This is a genomic window from Streptomyces sp. NPDC008238, from assembly GCF_042956445.1.
Classification (GTDB): domain Bacteria; phylum Actinomycetota; class Actinomycetes; order Streptomycetales; family Streptomycetaceae; genus Actinacidiphila.
Genome location: NZ_JBIBGK010000021.1, coordinates 101,327 through 121,122, shown reverse-complemented (window position 1 = coordinate 121,122; position 19,796 = coordinate 101,327). Strand labels below are relative to the sequence as shown.

17 protein-coding genes are annotated in these 19,796 nt (G+C 73.0%); 2 read left to right on the top strand and 15 right to left on the bottom strand.

Going from position 1 to position 19,796, the window contains the following annotated elements:
* The 15 genes from ACFZAU_RS31655 to ACFZAU_RS31585 form a co-directional block, all read right to left on the bottom strand.
* A partial coding sequence (locus ACFZAU_RS31655) for a flavodoxin-dependent (E)-4-hydroxy-3-methylbut-2-enyl-diphosphate synthase (RefSeq protein WP_500554991.1) occupies positions 1-363 on the bottom strand: 363 nt, incomplete at its 3' end.
* A gap of 7 nt (positions 364-370) precedes the next feature.
* Positions 371-1,399 (bottom strand): adenosyl-hopene transferase HpnH, encoded by a 1,029-nt coding sequence (hpnH, locus tag ACFZAU_RS31650; protein WP_500465692.1) that lies wholly within the window; start codon positions 1,397-1,399, stop codon positions 371-373.
* Between the two features lie 5 nt (positions 1,400-1,404).
* Positions 1,405-2,007, bottom strand: coding sequence for a phosphorylase family protein (locus ACFZAU_RS31645; RefSeq protein ID WP_500554990.1), 603 nt, complete (start codon positions 2,005-2,007; stop codon positions 1,405-1,407).
* Positions 2,007-4,031 (bottom strand): squalene--hopene cyclase, encoded by a 2,025-nt coding sequence (gene shc / locus ACFZAU_RS31640; protein ID WP_500554989.1) that lies wholly within the window; start codon positions 4,029-4,031, stop codon positions 2,007-2,009. The genes ACFZAU_RS31645 and shc overlap by 1 nt, the downstream gene beginning before the upstream one ends.
* Before the next feature lie 98 nt (positions 4,032-4,129).
* Positions 4,130-5,251, bottom strand: a complete 1,122-nt coding sequence (locus ACFZAU_RS31635; RefSeq protein ID WP_499604289.1) for a polyprenyl synthetase family protein — start codon at positions 5,249-5,251, stop codon at positions 4,130-4,132.
* Positions 5,248-6,690, bottom strand: a complete 1,443-nt coding sequence (gene hpnE / locus ACFZAU_RS31630; protein WP_500554988.1) for a hydroxysqualene dehydroxylase HpnE — start codon at positions 6,688-6,690, stop codon at positions 5,248-5,250. Before hpnE ends, ACFZAU_RS31635 begins: the two co-directional genes overlap by 4 nt.
* A gap of 186 nt (positions 6,691-6,876) precedes the next feature.
* Positions 6,877-7,785 (bottom strand): presqualene diphosphate synthase HpnD, encoded by a 909-nt coding sequence (gene hpnD / locus ACFZAU_RS31625; protein ID WP_500554987.1) that lies wholly within the window; start codon positions 7,783-7,785, stop codon positions 6,877-6,879.
* Positions 7,786-7,811: 26 nt separating this feature from the next.
* Entirely contained in the window at positions 7,812-8,732 is a 921-nt protein-coding gene (gene hpnC / locus ACFZAU_RS31620) for a squalene synthase HpnC (RefSeq protein WP_500554998.1), read from the bottom strand.
* A 613-nt stretch (positions 8,733-9,345) separates the two neighbouring features.
* Positions 9,346-10,140: an ABC transporter ATP-binding protein gene (locus ACFZAU_RS31615; RefSeq protein WP_500554986.1), complete on the bottom strand. Its 795-nt coding sequence runs from the start codon at positions 10,138-10,140 to the stop codon at positions 9,346-9,348.
* Positions 10,133-11,056, bottom strand: coding sequence for an ABC transporter permease (locus ACFZAU_RS31610; protein ID WP_500554985.1), 924 nt, complete (start codon positions 11,054-11,056; stop codon positions 10,133-10,135). The genes ACFZAU_RS31615 and ACFZAU_RS31610 overlap by 8 nt, the downstream gene beginning before the upstream one ends.
* Before the next feature lie 74 nt (positions 11,057-11,130).
* Positions 11,131-11,976 (bottom strand): glycosyltransferase family 2 protein, encoded by an 846-nt coding sequence (locus ACFZAU_RS31605; protein WP_500554997.1) that lies wholly within the window; start codon positions 11,974-11,976, stop codon positions 11,131-11,133.
* Between the two features lie 53 nt (positions 11,977-12,029).
* Complete coding sequence (locus tag ACFZAU_RS31600; RefSeq protein ID WP_500554984.1) at positions 12,030-12,815, bottom strand: CDP-alcohol phosphatidyltransferase family protein; 786 nt, start codon at positions 12,813-12,815, stop codon at positions 12,030-12,032.
* Complete coding sequence (locus ACFZAU_RS31595; protein WP_499604279.1) at positions 12,793-13,854, bottom strand: iron-containing alcohol dehydrogenase family protein; 1,062 nt, start codon at positions 13,852-13,854, stop codon at positions 12,793-12,795. The genes ACFZAU_RS31600 and ACFZAU_RS31595 overlap by 23 nt, the downstream gene beginning before the upstream one ends.
* On the bottom strand, positions 13,842-14,591 hold the full coding sequence (locus ACFZAU_RS31590; RefSeq protein WP_500554983.1) for a phosphocholine cytidylyltransferase family protein: 750 nt from the start codon (positions 14,589-14,591) through the stop codon (positions 13,842-13,844). The genes ACFZAU_RS31595 and ACFZAU_RS31590 overlap by 13 nt, the downstream gene beginning before the upstream one ends.
* Complete coding sequence (locus ACFZAU_RS31585; protein WP_500554996.1) at positions 14,588-16,366, bottom strand: DUF5941 domain-containing protein; 1,779 nt, start codon at positions 16,364-16,366, stop codon at positions 14,588-14,590. The genes ACFZAU_RS31590 and ACFZAU_RS31585 overlap by 4 nt, the downstream gene beginning before the upstream one ends.
* Positions 16,367-17,665: 1,299 nt before the next feature.
* Between ACFZAU_RS31585 and galE the strand changes: the two genes are divergently transcribed.
* Positions 17,666-18,652 carry a UDP-glucose 4-epimerase GalE gene (galE, locus tag ACFZAU_RS31580; protein ID WP_500554982.1) on the top strand — a complete coding sequence of 329 codons (987 nt, stop codon included), beginning with the start codon at positions 17,666-17,668 and terminating at the stop codon, positions 18,650-18,652.
* A 174-nt stretch (positions 18,653-18,826) separates the two neighbouring features.
* Positions 18,827-19,777: a cation diffusion facilitator family transporter gene (locus tag ACFZAU_RS31575; RefSeq protein ID WP_500554981.1), complete on the top strand. Its 951-nt coding sequence runs from the start codon at positions 18,827-18,829 to the stop codon at positions 19,775-19,777.
* Positions 19,778-19,796 lie beyond the last annotated feature (19 nt).

Sequence of the window (19,796 nt, the reverse complement as noted above, 5' to 3'; positions counted from 1 at the left end):
GTTCACCCGCACCGCGGCGCAGCCCGCGTCGATGGCCGCGAAGACGTACTTCGGCTGGAAGTGGATGTCCGCGATCACCGGGATCTGCGACTTCCGCGCGATCTGCGGCAGCGCGTCGGCGTCGTCCTGCGAGGGGCAGGCCACCCGGACGATCTGGCAACCGGCGGCCGTCAGTTCGGCGATCTGCTGCAGGGTCGCGTTGACGTCGGCGGTGAGCGTCGTCGTCATGGACTGGACCGAGACGGGGGCGTCGCCGCCCACCGCCACCGGCCCGACCTGGATGCGCCGCGAACGGCGGCGCTCCGCGAGCGGCCGGGCCGGTACGGAGGGCAGGCCGAGCGCAACGGGCTCGACAGCTGTCATCGCTACGTCACTTCCCGCGGTTGCCCGTGACGGTCTCCCGGGTGGCCCTGATGGACTCCTTGAGGGAGGTCATCGTGGCCAGGACGGCGGTCGGCTCGTAGCCGCAGTGCGCCATGCAGTTGGCGCAGCGCGGGTCCTTGCCGCGGCCGTACTTGCTCCAGTCGGTGTCCTCGACGAGCTCCTTGTACGTGGTCACGTATCCGTCGCTCATGAGGTAGCAGGGGCGCTGCCAGCCGAACAGGGAGTAGTTGGGGATCGCCCAGGCGGTGCAGGGGAAGTCGACCTTTCCCTCGAGGAAGTCCAGGAAGAGGGGGCTGTGGTTGAGCCGCCACTTCTTCCGGTTGCCCCCGGAGAAGGCCTTCTTGAACAATTCGCGGGTCTGCTCCACGCCCAGGAAGTGCTCCTGGTCGGGAGCCTTCTCGTAGGCGTATGCCGGCGAGATCATCATCTCGTCGACGTGCAGGTCGTCGTTGAGGAAGTTGAGCACCTCGATGACCGTCTGCGGGGTGTCGGTGTTGAAGAAGGTCGAATTGGTGGTGACCCGGAAACCGCGCCGCTTGGCCTCCTTGATCGCCTCCACCGCCTCGTCGAACACGCCTTCCTTGGCGACCGACTCGTCGTGCCGCTCGCGCAGTCCGTCGATGTGCACGGCGAAGGCGAAGTACGGCGAGGGGGTGAACTTCTCCATCTTCTTGCGCAGCAGCATGGCGTTGGTGCAGAGGAAGACGTACTTCTTCTTCGCCACCAGCTGCCGCACGATCTCGTCGATCTGCGGGTGCATCAGGGGTTCGCCGCCGGCGATCGACACCATCGGCGCGCCCGATTCCAGGACGGCTCCCACCGCCTGGGCCACCGGCATGCGCTGCTTCAGCACGCCCGCCGGGTGCTGGATCTTCCCGCACCCCTCGCATTTCAGGTTGCACGCGAAAAGTGGCTCGAGTTCGACGATGAGCGGGAACTTCTCACGCCTGCGGAGCATTTTCTGTTCGAAGAGATAGGTGCCGACCCTGATGGACTGTCGGAGCGGCATGGCCATCTAGCTCACCTCCAGGGGAGCGCAGTAGAGCGGTGCCAATCGAGAAAGGCAGGAAGAAGGTCCCTCAGCACGCGGAAAGCCTTGATCCCCGTGCGGAGCGTGCCGACCCGCACGAGCTCGAACTCGGGCGTGTCGACGACCACACGGGCCGCGGCGACCGGGCGTGAACCCCGGGCGAGCGCGGCCCGCATCATCGCCGCCGACTCCATGTCGACGGCGACGGCACCGGTGGCCCGGAGCGCCGCCCGCTCCGGGCCCCGTACGACGTGGTCCGACTCCGCGAGCCGGCCCACGTGCACGGTGTGTCCCGCCGCCTTGAGGGCGGCGGCGAGTGATTCCCCGTCGTGCGGCTCGTCCGCGACGACCACGTCGCCGGGCCGCATGCCGGGGGCCAGCCCGGCGCAGAAGCCGGTCGTGAGGACCGCCGCACGGTCGAGGGCGGGGTCGCGCAGCGCGGCGGTGACGGCGCGTTCCGCGGCCTGCGGCCCCATGCCCGTGCGGACGAAGGCGACCGGGCCGGCGGCGTGGCTGCGGTCGCCGCCGCGCAGGGCGAACCGTTCCACCCGCAGCGCGCAGACGATGAGCAGAGGTGGGCCGGAAGGCCCCATCAGGCCCCCTTCCGTAGCCCGCCGAACGGCTCGCCGCGCACGTAGCGCCCGAGGGCGGTGAGCGGGAAGACCATCCGGTAGAGGTGGTAGTTGATGGAGAAGTCCCTGGGGAAGCCCGTGCCGGTGAAGTACGGCTCGTCCCAGGACCCGTCCTCGTTCTGAGTCCGGGCCAGCCAGTGCACCCCGCGACGCACCGCCTCGCCGTCGCGTTCCCCGGCCGCCAGCAGCGCCAGCAGCGCCCAGGCCGTCTGGGAGGCGGTGGACTCGCCCCGCCCGATCCACTCGGCGGAGGAGTACGAGCGCAGGTCCTCGCCCCAGCCCCCGTCCTCGTTCTGCACGGTCTCCAGCCAGCCCACCGCCCGCCGGATCGCGGGGTGGCCCGCCGGGAGGCCGGCCGCCACGAGGGCCGGGACCACCGATCCCGTGCCGTAGATGTAGTTGACGCCCCAGCGGCCGAACCAGGCGCCGTTGCGCTCCTGTTCGGCGAGCAGCCAGTCGATCCCGCGCCGGGTGTGCGGGGCGTGCTCCAGGCCGAGGGCGGCCAGCATCTCGACCACGTGGGCCGTGACGTCGGCCGACGGCGGGTCGATGACCTCGCCGAAGTCGCAGAAGGGCAGCCGGTTGGGGAAGGCGCTGGTGTTGTCGGCGTCGAAGGCGCCCCAGGCGCCGTTCTTCGACTGCATCCCGACGTTCCAGCGCACCCCGCGGTCGACCGAGGCCTTCATCCGTTCCGGGTCCGGGTGGTCGACCCTGAGCAGGGCGAGGACGACCTCCGCGGTGTCGTCGATGTCGGGGTAGGTGTCGTTCTGGAACTCGAACGCCCAGCCGCCGGAGGGCAGCCCGGGCCGCTGCACAGCCCAGTCGCCGGACTTGGTGATCTGCTCCCCCAGCATCCACTCCGCCGCCTTGACCAGAGCCGGGTCGTCGGCGGGCACGCCCGCGTCGGCCAGCGCGATGGTGGCCAGGCAGGTGTCCCAGACCGGGGACTGGCACGCCTCGATCATCCGCGTGTCCTTGTCCGGCCAGACCGCGAACTCGTCCAGCGCCTTGAGTCCGGCGCGCAGCACGGGGTGGTCGAGGTCGTAGCCGAGCAGGTGGAGTGCGATGACGGAGTACACGGCGGGCGGCTGGATGCCGCCGAAGCAGCCGTCGTTCTCCTGGCGTTCGATGATCCAGCGCGCCGCCGAACGCATCGCGGCCCGCCGCAGCGGGCGCACGCTGACCTTGCGGTAGGCGTGCAGGGCCCGGTCGACCCGCTGGAAGAACCCGTCCCAGCTGGACAGCGGCGCCAGGGGAAGCGACGGGTTGGGCCGCGCGGGGTCGGTGTGCAGCTCGTCGAGGACGAACGGGGCGGGCCGTACCGGCCGGTGGGCGGCCACGATGGTCAGCGGCACGATGGTCTGCCGGGCCCAGCTGGCGAAGGAGTAGATGTTGAGCGGGACCCACTTGGGCAGGTAGATGAGCTCGGGCGGCAGTTCCGGCAGGTCCTCCCAGCGCCACCAGCCGAAGAGCGCGAGCCAGATCCGGGTGAAGACCCGTGCGCGGGCGATGCCGCCGCGCTCGCGGACGTGGGCCGCCGCGGCGGCCATCCACGGCTCCTCCGGGGCGTCGCCGGCGAGCCGCAGCGCGACGTAGGCCTCGACGGTGGCCGACAGGTCCGCGGGACCGCCGTGGAAGGTGGGCCAGGCCCCGTCCTCGCGCTGCTGGGACCTGATCCAGCGGGCGGCGGCCTCGGTGACCCTCTCGTCCTGGATGCCGAGGAACTGACGGAGCAGCAGGTCCTCGGCGTCCATCGTGACGTTGGTCTCGAGGTCGCCCTTCCACCAGCCGTCAGGATGCTGACGGGCCAGCAGGTGGCCGGTGGCCCGGCGCGCGGCCTCGGCCGCGAGCTCCTCGGTCCGGCCGGTGAGGCCGGGCCCGGCGCCTGACGCCGGTTCCGGGATCGCGCCCGCGGTCCTCGTTCTGGCCGAGGGTGTCCCGCGGGCCGCCTCGCCCCCGGGACCGCCGTCGGTCGTCGCTGTCATGGCTTCCCCTTTGCACAGTCGTTCTGTCTGCGGTGTTGGGGCTGCCGTCGGCCGTCACGCGCGCCCGGCCGGCGACGTACTGCGCTCCAGTTGTGTCGTTACTTCTCGCGAACCACCACGAAATCCGCCAGGCCCACGAGCTTACGGTGAACTTCTCCCGGCATGTCCATTTTGTCGAGTGCGGCGATGGCGGTGGCGTACTGCCGTCGGGCTTCCCGGGAGGTCCACTCCCGGCCGCCGGCCTCCTCGATCAACGCCGCGCGCGTCGCGAACTCTTCCTCGTCGAAGGACTCGATGTCATTACGGTCGGAGGAATCCGCGGCCTTCGCGTCCGCGGCGAGGAGTTCGGCCAGGCGCTGCGAGGCGGAGCCTCCCGCGGCCAGCGCCGCGACCACCGGGAGGGACTTCTTGCGCTGGCGCAGGTCGCTCCAGGTCTGCTTGCCGGTGGCGGCCGGGTCGCCCCAGATGCCGAGCAGGTCGTCGATGGCCTGGAAGGCCAGGCCGAGGTGGTAACCGTACTCCTCCAGGGCGTCGGCGTCGGCCTCGGAGGCCCCGCCGAGCACCGCCCCGATGGAGGAGGCGCAGGCCAGGAGGGCCCCGGTCTTGTTGCCCTCCATCTCCAGGCACTCCTCAACGGTGACCCGCTCGCGGTGCTCGAAGGAGATGTCCTGGGCCTGACCGTCAATCAGCTTCCGGGTGGCGGTGGTGATCCGGCGGGTGGCCCGGCCGGCCTCGACGGTGCCCTGCTCCAGCAGGATCTCGTTGGCGAGGGCGAAGAGCGCGTCGCCGACGAGGATGGCCTGGGCGGGGCCGTGCACCTTCCACACGGTGTCGCGGTGGCGGCGCTGCTCGTCACCGTCCATCAGGTCGTCGTGCAGCAGCGAGAAGTTGTGCACCAGTTCCACGGCGACCGCGCCGGGGACGCCCACCTCGGGGGCGGCGCCCGCCGCCTCGGCGGACAGCAGTGCGAGTGCGGGACGTACGGCCTTGCCGCTGTCGCCGTGGGTCGGGTTGCCCGCGGCGTCGATCCATCCGAAGTGGTAGGCGGCGACGGTGTCCATCGGGGGTGCGAGGCGGTCCACGGCGGCGCGCAGCACCGGCGTGGACAGCTCCCGGCCGCGCTCCAGGAGCGCGGTCACGGTCCCTCTGTCGACGCCCGCGGTCATCTGCTCGTTGCCAGCGGTCACATTCTCTCCTCTGATTGCACTGGTCATGCTCATACCGGCTCCAGGCCTTCGATTGCGAAGGTACGTGGGTCGAAGGGATGGCGGAGGGCGGTCAAAGCTGCTCGGGAGGCCTGCAAACCGCTGCGGACCGCACTTTCCATCGTCGCGGGCCAGCCGGTGGCGGTCCACGCGCCGGCGAGCCAGACGCCTTCCGCCCGGGTGCGGGAACCCGGGCGGAGGGCGCCGACACCGGGGGCGGGCGCGAAGGTCGCGGTCCGCTCCCTGGTGACGAAGAAGTCCAGTACGGCGGCTTCGCGCGCGGCCGGGAGCAGGCGCTCCAGCTCCGGCAGGTAGCGCTCCCGCAGTTCGGCCACGGGGAGGTCGATCTCCTCCTGGGCCGCCGACTGGGACAGGGCGACGTACTGGCCGCCGCCGGTCAGGCCGGAGTGCTCCGTGCGGTCGAAGACCCACTGCACGGGGCTGCCGAGGGCGGCGAAGAAGGGCTGCCGCATGACCTGGCGGTCGTACACCACGTGGACGTTGAGGATCGGCGCGGTGCCGATGCGCAGCAGCGCGTCCGGGTCGGCCATGGCGCCGGCGGGCAGCAGGCCGTGGGCCTCCTGCTGCGGCACGGCCAGGACGACGGCGTCGGCGGTGAAGCGTTCGGCGCGCCCCGGTCCGGTCTCGGCCTCGACCTCCCAGACCGGGCCGTGGTCGCCGCGGCCGCCGCCGGACCGTACCGGCTCGGGCGCGTCCGTGCGGGTGAGCGAGGTGGCGCGGGCGCGCAGCAGGGTGCGCACGCCGGCCTTGTCCAGGGCGGTGCGGGCACGGTCGTCGTGCAGTTCGCCGAGCGGCCGGGCGGCCCAGCCGATGTCCGCGGCGCCCGGCGCGGAGAGCAGACCGGTCTTGAAGACCTTGGCGGCCAGGGCCAGTGACGCCTCGCCCGCGGTGGCGTTGAGCGTGGCCACGCCGACCAGGTCCCACAGCGCCTCGACGGTCCGGTCCGACTGGCCGTGCTCGCGCAGCCAGGTACCGAAGTCCACGTCGTCGAGCGCCGGGTCGGCGGGGTCGAGCGAGCGCAGCGCGAGCGCGGCGCGCCCGACGGACGCCCGCTCGGCCAGGGACAGGTGCGGATAGGTGGCCAGGCTCGCGGCGAGGTGCAGCGGTACGGGAAGGCCCGCGCGGCGCAGCCGGCCGAGCCGGGGCCGCGGGGTCGCGACGTCCAGCACGGGCACGTCGAGCCGGTCCTGGACGGTGACCAGGTCGGCCGCGTCGATGCGGTCGAGGAACCGCAGGTAGGCGACGCAGCAGCGCAGGAAGACGTGCTGGCCGTTGTCGACCGTCAGGTCACCGCGCCGGAAGGAGAACGCGAGCCCGCCGAGCCGGGGCCGGGCCTCGAGCAGGGTGACGCGCAGCCCGGCGTCGGCCAGTGCCAGTGCCGCCGTCGTGCCCGCGAGCCCGCCGCCGATCACGACGGCCGTCCGCTCAGCCATGAGTCCTCCCCCGGGTGCGGCCGTGCGAGGCACGGCGCACCATTGCCGACAGTGACGCCTCCGGCCCGGCGGCGGTTGCCTCACGGCGGCGGAAAACAGCGGTTTTCCGCGACGCTGCCGCTCCCGTGCCGGTTGCGGTGCTTTTGCCGGTGCGGGCGAAGGGGCCCGCGGCCGGTGGAGCGGGTGTCACGCGCGCCCCCTGGCGGCACGACGGGCGTCGAGTCCGGCGAGGCCGCGCGCCGCGACGTACGCCTTCTGGTGACCGGGCAGCGAGACCCGGCCGCGCAGCACGGCCTCGGGGTCGGCGGCGATGCGCTCCAGGAGGCGGCGGTAGATGCCGGCCATGGCGGAGACGCAGGCACCGCTGCGGCGGTCCAGCATGGGCAGCAGCCGGTACCCCTCGGCGAACAGGGCGCGGGCCCGCTTCACCTCGTACTCGATCAGGCCCGCGAAGTCGGACCCGGGCGGCGGGGTGTCGCTGAGGAAGCCGCCGGAACAGCCGAACTTCGCGAGGTCGTCGGCGGGCAGGTAGGTGCGCCCGTTGGCGGCGTCCTCGCGCAGGTCCCGCAGGATGTTGGTGAGTTGCAGGGCGAGACCCAGGGTGTCCGCGTACTCCGCCGCGCGCTCCCGGCCGGGCGCGCCGGGCAGGGTGCCGAAGACGCCGAGCGAGAGCCGGCCGATGGCGCCGGCGACGCAGCGGCAGTAGGACGCGAGGTCGTCCCACGTCTCGTAGGTGTCGCCGCGCAGGTCCATCTGGACGCCGTCGATCAGCTCGTCGAGCCCGCCGAGCGGGAGCGGGAAGCGGCGGGCGGCGTCGGTGAGCGCGACGGCCACCGGGTCGGTGTCGTCCTCGGTGACCGCGCCCTCCTGTACCCGGGCGAGCAGGGCCCGGGTGCCGTCCAGCCGCTGCTGCTTCTCGGGGAGGTCGAGGTCGCCGTCGCCGATGTCGTCCACCCGCCGGGAGAAGGCGTAGAGGGCGGACATGGCCTGCCTCTTGGGGGTGGGCAGGAGCCGGATGCCGTAGGCGAAGTTCCGGGCCTCGTGGCCGGTGACGACCTCGCAGTAGCGGTAGGCCGCGAGCACGGGTCCGGACATGCGATCGGAGCCGTTCACAGTCCGGCTCACCCCTCTCTTCGCAATGTCGACCCCACCTCGCGCAGCAGGCTCAACCTGCCCGCCTTCGGCGGCCCGGGCAGCACGTCGTACCCCGCGTCCGCGATCGCCCGCAGGGCGGCGCGGCCTCCTCCGGCGAACCCGGCGAGCAACAGCCTGAGCCTGCCGTGGACGCTACCCACCAAGGGGGTGCCTTCATTCAGGAGGTCTCGGGCGCGTTCCGCTTCGTACGCAACCAGTGCGCGCACCTGTGCGCCCGCGGTCGCGGCGGTGAGATCGGTTTCGGTGACGCCGAAGCGCTTCATGTCCTCGGCGGGCAGGTAGATACGGTCGCGGCCGAGGTCCTCGGCCACGTCCTGGAGGTGTTCGACGATCTGCAGCGCGGTGCAGATCGCGTCCGAGCGGCGGATCCGCTCGGGGGTCGCGGTTCCGGTGATGCCGAGCACGAGCCGGCCGACCGGGTTCGCCGAGAGCTCGCAGTAGGCGAGCAGGTCCGCGTAGGTGGCGTAGCGGCGGACGGTCTGGTCCTGGCGGTTGGCCTCGACGAGGCCGAGGAAGGGGGCCGGCGTCAGGCCGTGGCGCCGGACGGTCGGCACCAGCGCCCGCAGCAGCGGGTGGCGGATGTCGTCGGGACCGGCATCGAAGACCCGGCGCAGGTCCGCCTCGAAGGCGTCGAGCATGGCGAGGCGGTCTCCGGCGGCCTCCGCCGGCAGTCCCAGGCGTACGGCGTCCGTGCGGCCGCCGTCGGCGAGGTCCCCGTCGCCGATGTCGTCGACGAGCCGGGCGAAGCCGTAGACCGCCATCAGGTCGGCGCGCCAGGAGCGGGGCAGGAAGAAGGGGGCGACGGGGAAGTTCTCGCGGGCCGCCTTGTCGAGCACGGCACGTGAATGGGGGTCCGGCACCGTGACCGCCCGCGCCTCGGGCTTCAGACCGGTCACCGTGGACGTCCCGGTGTGCGGGCGGTGGGTGCTTTCTCCCCAGGGGTCCACAGAGCCATTTCCGTCACATCCCCCGTTCTACACCGATAGCCCATTACACCCAATTTCGGACACGCCGCTCCTATAATTCCTGCTCCGGGCTGTCCCTGCACTCGAACCGACTCTCCGGACGTATCGCCCGAGATCCGGCGATTGAGTACCGCTACAGCTTACGGCGCGGACCCGCTCCGGCGTGCGCCGGGGGGCGGACCGATGTGGATCCGAAAGCAGCAACGCACAAACCGCGGGTTCCCGTCCCCGGTGTCTCGCAAAATCCCGGGAAAATCATCAGCCCCATTCGCCCCGCGAACCGCGCGCCGCGGATGCGCCGGGCGCGCGCCCACTCACTTGGCGTATCCGCGGGGAGCCCGGACGGCGTCCCGGCGCACGGCGACCGGGACGGGGCGGGGGCGCGGCCGAACGCCGCGCGGGGAGGGGAGAGTTCGCGGGACCGCGGGACCGCGGGGCCCGCGCGGCGCACCGGGGCGCCCGGCGGTCGCGTTCTCCGGCCCCGGACGTGCGCCGGCCCGCGCTCCCGGGTGGGGGCGCGGGCCGGTCCGCGGGGTCACTTCGCGGTGAATTCCTCGTACGCCTTCAGGACGACGCCCGTGGGGCCGTCCATGCGCAGCTCGCCCTTCTCCAGCCACAGCACGCGGTCGCAGGTGTCGCGGATCGACTTGTTGTTGTGGCTGACCAGGAAGACCGTGCCGGCCTCCTTGCGCAGCTCGCGGATCCGCGCCTCGGAACGCTTCTGGAAGGAGCGGTCACCGGTGGCGAGCGCCTCGTCGATCATCAGGACGTCGTGGCTCTTGGCCGCGGCGATGGAGAAGCGCAGGCGCGCCGCCATGCCGGAGGAGTACGTCCGCATCGGGAGCGAGATGAAGTCGCCCTTCTCGTTGATCCCGGAGAACTCGACGATCTCCTCGTAGCGCCGCCGCACCTCCTCCTGCGACATGCCCATCGCGAGGCCGCCGAGGATGATGTTGCGCTCGCCGGTCAGGTCGTTCATCAGGGCGGCGTTCACACCGAGCAGCGAGGGCTGGCCCTCGGTGAAGACCCTGCCGCTCTCGGCGGGCAGCAGGCCGGCGATGGCCCGCAGCATGGTCGACTTGCCCGAGCCGTTGGAGCCGATCAGACCGATCGCCTCGCCGCGGTAGGCGGTGAAGCTCACGCCGCGCACGGCGTGCACCTTGCGGACGTTCGGGTTGTCGCCCTTGCGGGTGACCAGCCGGGACAGGGCGCCGACGGCGCTGCCCTTGCCCGAGCCGGCGCCGTGCACCCGGTACACGATGTGCAGGTCGTCCACGATCACGGTGGGGATGCGCTCGCCGCCCACGGCGGTGTCGTCGTGCTCAGCCACGGCCGTACCTCTCCTCGGCCTTCCAGAAGTACACGAAGCCCCCGACGCCCATGACCACGGCCCAGCCCAGCGCCAGCGCCCACACGTGCGGGGGCAGCTGCTCGGAGGTGAAGCTGTCGATCAGCGCGAAACGCATCAGGTCGATGTAGACGGCCGCGGGGTTGACGTCCAGGAAGATCTTGACCGGGGCCGGCGCGTGCGCCGCGAAGTGGCTGATGCTGTACATGACACCGGAGGCGTACATCCAGGTCCGCAGGATGAACGGCATCAGCTGCGCGAGGTCGGTCATCTTGCTGCCGAGCCGCGCCATCACCAGCGCCAGGCCCGCGTTGAAGACGCACTGCAGGGCGAGCGCGGGCGCCACCAGCACCCACGACGGCCCGGGCACCTCGCCGGTCATCAGCACGATCGCCAGCAGCACGAACATCGACATCAGCAGCTGCTGCAACTGCACCAGGGTGAAGGCGATCGGCAGGCTCGCGCGCGGGAAGTGCAGCGCGCGGATCAGCCCGAGGTTGCCCGAGACCGCGCGCACCCCCGCGAGCACCGAGGACTGGGTGAAGGTGAAGATGAAGACGCCCGTGACCAGGAAGGCGATGAAGTTGTCGACACCCCGGTCGGTGCCCAGCAGCAGGCCGAAGATGAAGTAGTAGACCGCCGCGTTGAGCAGGGGCGTCAGCACCTGCCAGAGCTGGCCCAGCCGGGCCTGGGTGTACTGCGCCGACACGCGGGCCCGGGCGAACGCCGAGATGAAGTGACGGCGGCTCCACAGCTGCCGTACGTACTCGACGAGGCCCGGCCGTGCGCCGCTGACGGACAAGCCGTACCTGGCCGCCAGCTCGGACGGCGAGGGACCGCCGCCCGCCGGGGGCACTGCGCCCACGGCGACCGCACCGTCGTGCGTTGTCTCGCTCACAGTTGACACTTTCGTCCTCTTGGTGCGCCACGGGCCGGGGCCCGCCGCGCGGGGTCACTCTTCGTCCGAGCTTGTCAGATGATCGGGGGCCGGCCCAGTCGGGCGAGACGCCACACGGTCCGCCACCGCATGGGCCGGCGCGGGCCGCTCGGGGTCGTCCAGCCCTCCTTGAAACCGCCGAACCACGCTCTGAGCGCGGGGCCCGAGGGCCTGCGCAGGAGGGTCAGCAGCAACCACACGCCGAGGTAGACGGGGACCAGGGCCCACGGGAGGTTGCGGCGGGCCAGCCACACCCGGTTGCGGGCCACCATGCGGTGGTAGACCGCGTGCCGGGAGGGGGCGGTCAGCGGGTGGAACAGCACCATGTCGGCGCGGTAGTCGATCATCCAGCCCGCGTCGAGGGCCCGCCACGCGAGGTCGGTCTCCTCGTGGGCGTAGAAGAACTCGTCGGGCAGGCCGCCGACCTCCCGGAAGACCTCCGTGCGCACCGCGTTGGCACCGCCGAGGAAGGTGGTGACGCGTGAGGAGCGCAGGGGGTCGGAGGCCCGCAGCCGGGGGACGTGGCGGCGCTGGGTGGTCCCGGAGTCCGGGTCGGCGATCCGGAAGCTGACGATGCCGAGCGCGGGGTCCGCGGCGAAGGCCTGGCGGACCAGCTCCCCGGTGTCCTCGTTCGGCAGCAACCCGTCGTCGTCCAGGAAGAGCAGGACGTCCACCTCGCTGCCGCCGGGGCCGAAGGCCTCGATGCCGACGTTGCGGCCGCCGGGGATGCCCAGGTTCTCGGGCAGCTCGACGGACCGCACCCCGGCGGGCAGCTCGGGCAGTGGCGAACCGTTGCCGACCACGGCGACCTCGATCGCCGGGCCGCGCTGCTTGGCGACCGAGTCCAGCAGGTCGCGCAGCTCCTCGGGGCGGTTGCCCATGGTGATGATCACCGCGCCGAGGCGGATCGTTCCGGCCGACGTCCCCACGGCGCTCACCTCAGCCTGCTCGACGCGAGGATCGACACCAGGTGCAGCAGCGTCTGCAGCACGGCGATGGCGGCCAGGAGGCAGACGGCGACACGGGTGAACAGCAGGTCGCCGTGGACGGAGTCCGCGACGCCGGCGGCGAGGATCAGCAGCGAGGCCTCGACGCCGCCCACCAGCCGGTGGAACTTCAGCGCGGCCGCGGCCCTGCGGGCCACCGCCAGGCCGGACGAGCGGGGCACGGAGGCCTCGTCCTGCACGGCGGGCAGGCCGCTGCGGGTGCGGGCCACGTCCACCAGGTCCGTCTCGGCCTTGATCAGGATCGCGCCGAGCGCGGCCAGCGTCCCGAGGAAGGCCCAGCCCCACTGGGTGGTGGCGCCGTCGCGGTGGAAGACGTCGGCCGCGCGCACGCCGAAGCCGACCAGCAGCGCCGCCTCGGACAGGTAGTGCCCCACCCGGTCGAGGTAGACGCCGGTGATCGAGGTCTGCTTGCGCCAGCGCGCGACCTCGCCGTCGACGCAGTCCAGCAGCAGGTACAGCTGGATCAGCAGCGCACCCGCGACGGCACCGGCGAGGCCCGGCACCAGCAGCGCCGCGCCGGCCGCGATGCCCGCGACGATCATGAGGTACGTGAGCTGGTTGGGGGTCACCCGGCTGTTGACCAGGTGCCGGGTCCAGCGCAGCGAGATCTCGCGCATGTAGATGCGCCCGGCCCAGTGCTCACCGCTGCGACGGTCCTTCAGCCCGGAGGGGTGAACGACCGGCCGCAGCTCAGCTACCGATGGTTTTGGCATAGTCGGCGTATGCGTCCCTGATCTGGTCGGTGGAGAGCTCCAGGTGCTCCAGGATCGTGTAACGCCCGGGGCGGGTCTGCGGAGCGTAGGCGACGGCCGTGACGAACTCGGCCTCCGTGAAGCCGATTTCACCCGGCGTGGTGGGCAGCCCGTGGCGGTGCAGGACCTCCGCGAAGAGGCCGGCCTCGTCCTCGGCGCCGCGCAGGAACATGGCGAAGGCGGCACCGATGCCGACCTGCTCGCCGTGGGCGGCGGCCCGCTTGGGGTACAGCAGGTCGATGGCGTGGCTGATCTCGTGGCACGCCCCGGAGGCGGGGCGGCTGTCGCCGCTGACCGACATCGCGATGCCGGTGAGCACGAGCGCCTCGGACAGCACGGTCAGGAACTCGTCCTCGCCCGTGCCCCCGGGGTGCCGGAGCACCGACTCGCCGGCGGTACGCGCCATGGCGGCGGCCAGCCCGTCGATCGGCTCCCCGGTCTCGCGGTGGGACAGCTCCCAGTCCGCGATCGCCGAGATGTTGGACAGCGCGTCGCCGATGCCGGAGCGCACGTAGCGGACCGGGGCCTCGCGGATCACGTCGAGGTCGACGACGAGCCCGATCGGGGTCGGCACACCGTAGGAGCCGCGGCCGTTGTCGTTGTCCAGGGTGGACACCGGCGAGCAGATGCCGTCGTGCGACAGGTTGGTAGCGACCGCCACCAGCGGCAGGCCGACGCGCGCGGCGGCGTACTTGGCGGCGTCGATGATCTTGCCGCCGCCGAGCCCGACCACCGCGTCGTAACGGCTGCCGCGCATGGCGTCGGCCAGCTTCACCGCGCCGTCGATGGTGCCCCCGGCGACCTCGTACCAGTCCGCGCCCGGCAGCGCCGGGGCGAGCCGGTCGCGCAGTACGGCCCCGGAGCCGCCGCTTATCGCGATGGCGAGCCTGCCGGAACTGGAAATGCGCTGGTCGGCGAGTACGCCCGCCAGGTCGTCCAGGGCTCCGGCACGGATGTCGACGACGACCGGCGAGGGGATGAGCCTCGTCAGTACCGGCACGCGATCTCCCGGGCACGGTTCAGGTCGTCGTGGTTGTCGATCTCGACCCAGGAGACCTCGCCGATGGGGGCGACGTCGACCTGGAAGCCGCGGTTGACGAGCTCCTGGTAGCCGTCCTCGTAGTACAGCTGCGGGTCGCGCTCGAAGGTGGCCTTCAGCGCGTCGGCGAGCTCGGCGCCGGCCTCGCCCTCGATGAGGGTGACGCCGATGTACTCGCCGGTCGCGGAGGCCGGGTCCATCAGCTTGGTGATCCGCTGGACACCCTTGCCCTCGGCGGTGATCACCTTCATCTCCTCGTCGGCCAGCTGCTTGACCGAGTCGAGGGCGAGGATGATGCGCTGCCCGTCGCCGCGGGCGGCGAGCAGGGTCCGCTCCACCGAGACCGGGTGCACGGTGTCGCCGTTGGCCAGGATGACGCCTTCCTTGATGACGTCACGCGCGCACCACAGGGAGTAGGCGTTGTTCCACTCCTCGGCCTTGTCGTTCTCGACGAGGTGGAGCTTGAGGCCGTACTTGGCCTCCAACTCGGCCTGCCGCTCGTAGACGGCCTCCTTGCGGTAGCCCACGACGATGGCGGCCTCGGTCAGACCGACCTCGGCGAAGTTGCCCAGCGTGAGGTCCAGCACGGTGGTGGTGCCCTCACCCGCCGGGTCCACCGGCACCAGGGCCTTCGGCAGGGTGTCGGTGTAGGGGCGCAGTCGCCGTCCGGCGCCGGCCGCCAGCACGAGGCCGATCATGCAGGTCCTCCAGTTTCGTCGTGTACAGCGGGTGCTTGTGAGGACACCCAGAAGCCGATGCTCTCGGTGAGCACCACCACCGCCAGCGCGACGGCGAGGACCGTCAGCGCGACCGTGAAACCCGTGTTGTGCGCCAGGGCCGCGGCCGCCGCGGTGACCAGCAGTGCCCGGCCCTCGTGACCGCCCGTCGCGCGGACCAGGCCCCGCGGGGGCGCCCCGGTCCCGCCGCGGATGCGGTACACCGTGTCGTAGTGATGGTAGGCGACAGCGGCCACCAGCCCGAAAGCCGCGGGCAATGCCCCGTTCACATGGGAGACCGCCGCGAGCACCAGAATGGTTGCGTATTCGGCCGCGCGGAAGACCGGCGGCACGATCCAGTTGAGGGCCCCCTTGAGCGGCCGTGACACCGCGAGCGCCGACGTCACGGCGTAGCCGCCGGCCGCGACGAGCGGCCACGGACTGCCTGCCGGGGCGAGCATCGACGTGGCGATCATCACTGCCGCGCCCAGCAGCGCGGCGGCGGGGACGCCGCGGCCCCGGAAGAGACCGATGAGGCTCTCGCCGAGCGGCCCCGTGTCGGCGAGGTCGGTCAGCGCGCGAGCGGCGGCATCACCGGAGGGCGTCCTGCGGCGCAGCGAGCGCAGCACGCGGCCCGCGGTGGTGTAGCAGGCCGCGAGCCCGGAGGCGGCGATGAGCACGATGAAGGTGACGCGCGGCGTGGTCGCCGCCGTGAGCACCGCGATCAGCGCCCAGCGTTCGCCGATGGGCAGCACGATCATGCGGCGCAGCCACACCGTCCAGCCGACGTGGTCGAGCTTCCGGGAGAGCACCGCGGCGCCGGTCCCGGCGTCCTGGCTGGTCTCGGCGAAGGCGAAGTCCACGACGTGGCGGCAGGTCTGCAGCACCATGGCGCCGAGCGCCAGCGCCCAGACGTCGTCGCGGCCGCGGGCCGCGCCGAGCGCGAGGCCCGCGTAGTAGGCGTACTCCTTGGCGCGGTCGAAGGTGGCGTCCAGCCAGGCGCCGAGCGTGGAGTACTGCAGCGAGTACCGGGCCAGCTGGCCGTCGGTGCAGTCCAGGACGAACGACGTGAGCAGCAGCACACCCGCGGCGACGAAGCCCGGCCGGGTGCCGGTGGCCGCGCAGCCGGCCGCGATCAGGGCCACGAGCAGCGAGGCGGTGGTCACCTGGTTCGGGGTGAGCCCGCGGCGGGCGCACCAGCGCGCGATGTAGCGGGAGTAGGGGCTGATGAAGAACGTGGTGAAGAAGCCGTCGCGGGACTTCACGGCGCTGCGCAGCCGCACCGCCTCGTCGTCGACGGCGGCGACGGCCGCCTCCGCGCCCGCCCGCGCCGCGGCGTCGGCGGGGACGGTCGCGACCAGGACGCCCAGCTCGGGGCGGTGGACGGGCACGCCGTCCTTGTCCATGCGGGCGGCGAGCCGGTCGGCGAGGGTCTCGCCCTCACCCCCCTCGTCCCCGTTCCCGTTCTCCGCGACGGCCCGCACCAGGGCGGCGCGGGCGGCGGGGCGCACCGAGACGGCACCAGGCAGGGCGGAGGCGTCGAAGCGGGGGTCGGTCAGCCCGAGGCGCAGCGCGTGCACGTGCCCGACGAAGCGCGGGTCGACCACGGCGACGGGCTCGGCCGCGGGGACGGCCCGCAGGCGGCCGGCGAGCGAGGCGGCGTCCTCCGCGGTGACGACCTCGAAGCCGAGCTGCCGCAGGTCGCCCTCGATCGGCGACGACGCGACCCGCGGACCGGTGAGGATGGCGGTCGACAGAAGGACTCATCTCCCTGGACGTGCGTGTGTGCCCGGCGCCTTCCGGGGACGCCGCCGCACGGGTGCGTGACGCACCGCGCGGGGCTGTGTCGGCAGAGGCTATCGGATTCCCGGAAGGCTCCGTTCACCGGCCGTTTCCCCTGCGGTGGGCCACCGGGCGTGATCATCATCGCCGATCGCGGAGGCCCCGACAACGCCCGGTACGCCTCGTATGCGGGACGTCACGGTGGGTGTCCGTACGCCGGTCTCCCTCCTGCCCGGAAGGAGCCGCCCGGGGCTTCCGTCGGGGGCTCTCCGCGGCCGCGATGTGTCGGCCACGCGCCACCGTGCGCGACGCCTCCCCGGGGTCGCGCCCCACAGCGATGCCCCGGCGGGGTGCGGCCCCGCGCTCCGCTGCCGCGTGCCCTGCCCCGGGTCCCGCTGACCCTCCCCAGCTGACGCCGCGTGCGGCCCGGCCGCTCGGCGGCCGACTACGGCGACGACGCGGACGGCCCCGGCCCGAGCCCCAGCGGCAGCCCAAGGGAGCGGGTCCCCACTCCCGCCGACGCAGAGCGGCTCCGGGGGTGTGAGACCCTCCCCTGCGGTGCTGCAGCCGGAGCTCCATCACCGGCGACCGCCCGGAACCAGCACCCCGCCGGGCGCCGCTCGGCGAACGCCCGCGGCGGCAACGCGGACGGCCCCGGCCCGAGCCCCGCCCGGGGCTCGACACCGCCCCGGTCCTGCGCCTGGAAGCGCGACACCTCCCCCGGGTCGAGCCCCGCCGGCAGCCCAAGAGAGCCGGCCCGCACTCCAGCCGACCCGGCCCGAGCCCCACCCGGCGGCTCGACACCGCTCGGGTCTTGCGCCCGGAGCGCGGCACCGGGCCGAGGCCCCAGCGCGAGCCCACGTAAGCGGGCCCGCACTCCCGCCGCCGCGGAGCGGCTTCGGGCGCGCAGGGCCTTCCCCTGCGGTGCTGCAGCCGGAGCCGCTTCGCCGGTGACCCGCCGCGTACTCCGCGACGGCCCGGCCGTTCGGCGATCGCCCACGGCGCCGACGCGGCCGCAGGCCGAGCCCCCGGCGGGAGCCCAAGGAAGCGAGCCCGCACTCCCGGCTGACGCGGAGGGGTTTCGGGGCGCGCAGCGCAGGGCCTCCTCCCCCACAGCGCTGCCGCCGAGCCGCACGTCGCCGGTGACCGGCCGGAAGCAGCACCCCCCGGCGCGCGGGCGGCCCGGCACCGCAGGGGAGCCGGGGCGTCGGGCAGCGGCCAGGGGGAGGCCCGAGGAGGCGGGGGCCGCCGGCGGAGCCACTAGGGTGGCGGCCATGACTTGGTTGATCACCGGCGGGGCCGGCTTCATCGGATCTCACGTGGTGCGGGCGATGAGCCGCGCGGGCGAGCGCGTGGTCGTGCTCGACGACGGCTCGGCCGGTGTGCCGGCCAGGGTGCCCGCGGACGTCCCGGTGGTGACCGGTTCCGTGCTGGACCGGGCCGTGCTGGACGAGGCGATCGCCGCGCACGCGGTCACGGGTGTCGTGCACCTGGCCGCCCGGAAGCAGGTCGGCGAGTCGGTGGAGCAGCCGCTGCGCTACTACCGGGAGAACCTCGGCGGCCTCGGGACGCTGCTGGAGGCGGTGGCGGAGGCCGGCATCGGCCGCTTCGTCTTCTCCTCCTCCGCCGCCGTTTACGGCCTGCCCGACGTGCCGTTGGTGACGGAGTCCACGCCGTGCCTGCCGATCAGCCCGTACGGCGAGACGAAGCTGGCCGGCGAGTGGCTGGTCCGGGCGGCCGGGCGGGCGCACGGGATCTCCACCGCGTGCCTGCGCTACTTCAACGTCGCGGGGGCGGCCGAGCCCCGGCTGGCCGACACCGGGGTGTTCAACATCGTCCCGATGGTCTTCGACAGGCTGACCCGCGGCGAGGCCCCGCAGATCTTCGGGGACGACTACCCGACCCCCGACGGCACGTGCGTGCGGGACTACATCCACGTCGAGGACCTCGCCGACGCCCACCTCGCGGCGGCCCGCTGGGTCGGTGAGCGGGACGGCGCCGCCGACCTGACGGTGAACATCGGACGCGGCGAGGGCGTCTCCGTCCGGGAGCTGATCGACGTCGTCCTGGAGGTCACCGGCCGCAAGGACGTCGAGCCGGTGATCCTGCCGCGGCGCGCGGGCGACCCGGCGAGCGTGGTCGCCTCGTCCGAGCTGATCCGCCGGGAGCTGGGCTGGACGGCGAGCCGCGGGGTCCGCGAGATGGTCGAGTCGGCGTGGGACGGCTGGTGCCTGAACCACCCGGAGGCGCGGGGCGCCTGACCACCGGCGTTCCCCCGCGGCCGTGACGCGGTCCATCGCCGCAGGTCACCACGGCTGACGGCGGTCACCCGTCGGCGAGTTGCCCACGGACGGTGACCGTTGTTCACTGGGCTCGCCGGTCTCCGCGCGCGGGCACGCCGTCGCGCGGAGGGCGTCGGACGGGAGTGTCGGGCGATGGGCGCAGGGCACGCGCACGGCCACGGCCACCCGCACGGGCCGCGGTCGGCGACCACGGGCACGGCGGCCGCCGCGTACCGCGGGCGGCTGCGCACGGCCCTCGGCATCACCCTGCTCGTCCTGGTGGCGGAGGCCGCGGGCGGCGCGCTCACCGGTTCGCTGGCCCTGCTCGCCGACGCCGGGCACATGGCGACCGACGCGGCGGGCCTGGCGATGGCGCTGGTGGCCATCCACTTCGCCAACCGTCCGCCGAGCGAGCGCCGCACCTTCGGTCTGGCGCGCGCCGAGATCCTGTCGGCCGTGGCCAACGCGGTGCTGCTGTTCGGCGTGGGCGCCTTCATCTTCTACGAGGCGGTCCGCCGGCTGATCACGCCCACCGAGGTCGAGGGCGGGCTGACCGTCGTCTTCGGTGCGGTCGGCCTGGTGGCGAACTCGGTGTCCCTGGTGCTGCTGATGGGCGGGCAGCGCGAGAGCCTGAACGTCCGGGGCGCCTTCCTGGAGGTCGCGGCGGACGCGCTGGGCTCGCTGGCCGTGGTCGTGGCGGCGCTGGTGATCCTGGCCACGGGCTGGCAGCGGGCGGACCCGGTGGCCTCGATCCTGATCGGCCTGATGATCGTCCCGCGGACGTGGCGGCTGCTGCGCGAGGCGATCGACGTCCTGCTGGAGGCGGCGCCCAAGGACGTGGACATGGCCGACGTGCGCGCGCACATCCTGGCGCTGCCCGGGGTGGCGGGGCTGCACGACCTGCACGTGTGGACGATCACCTCCGGGATGCCGGTGCTCTCCGCCCACGTCGTGGTCAGCCGGGACGTCCTGGACGCGGTCGGCCACGAGAAGATGCTGCACGACCTGCAGAGCTGCCTCGGCACCCACTTCGACGTGAAGCACTGCACCTTCCAGCTGGAGCCGGTGGGACACGCGGAGCACGAGGCGCGGCTGTGCCACTGAGGGCACGCCACGGCCGCGA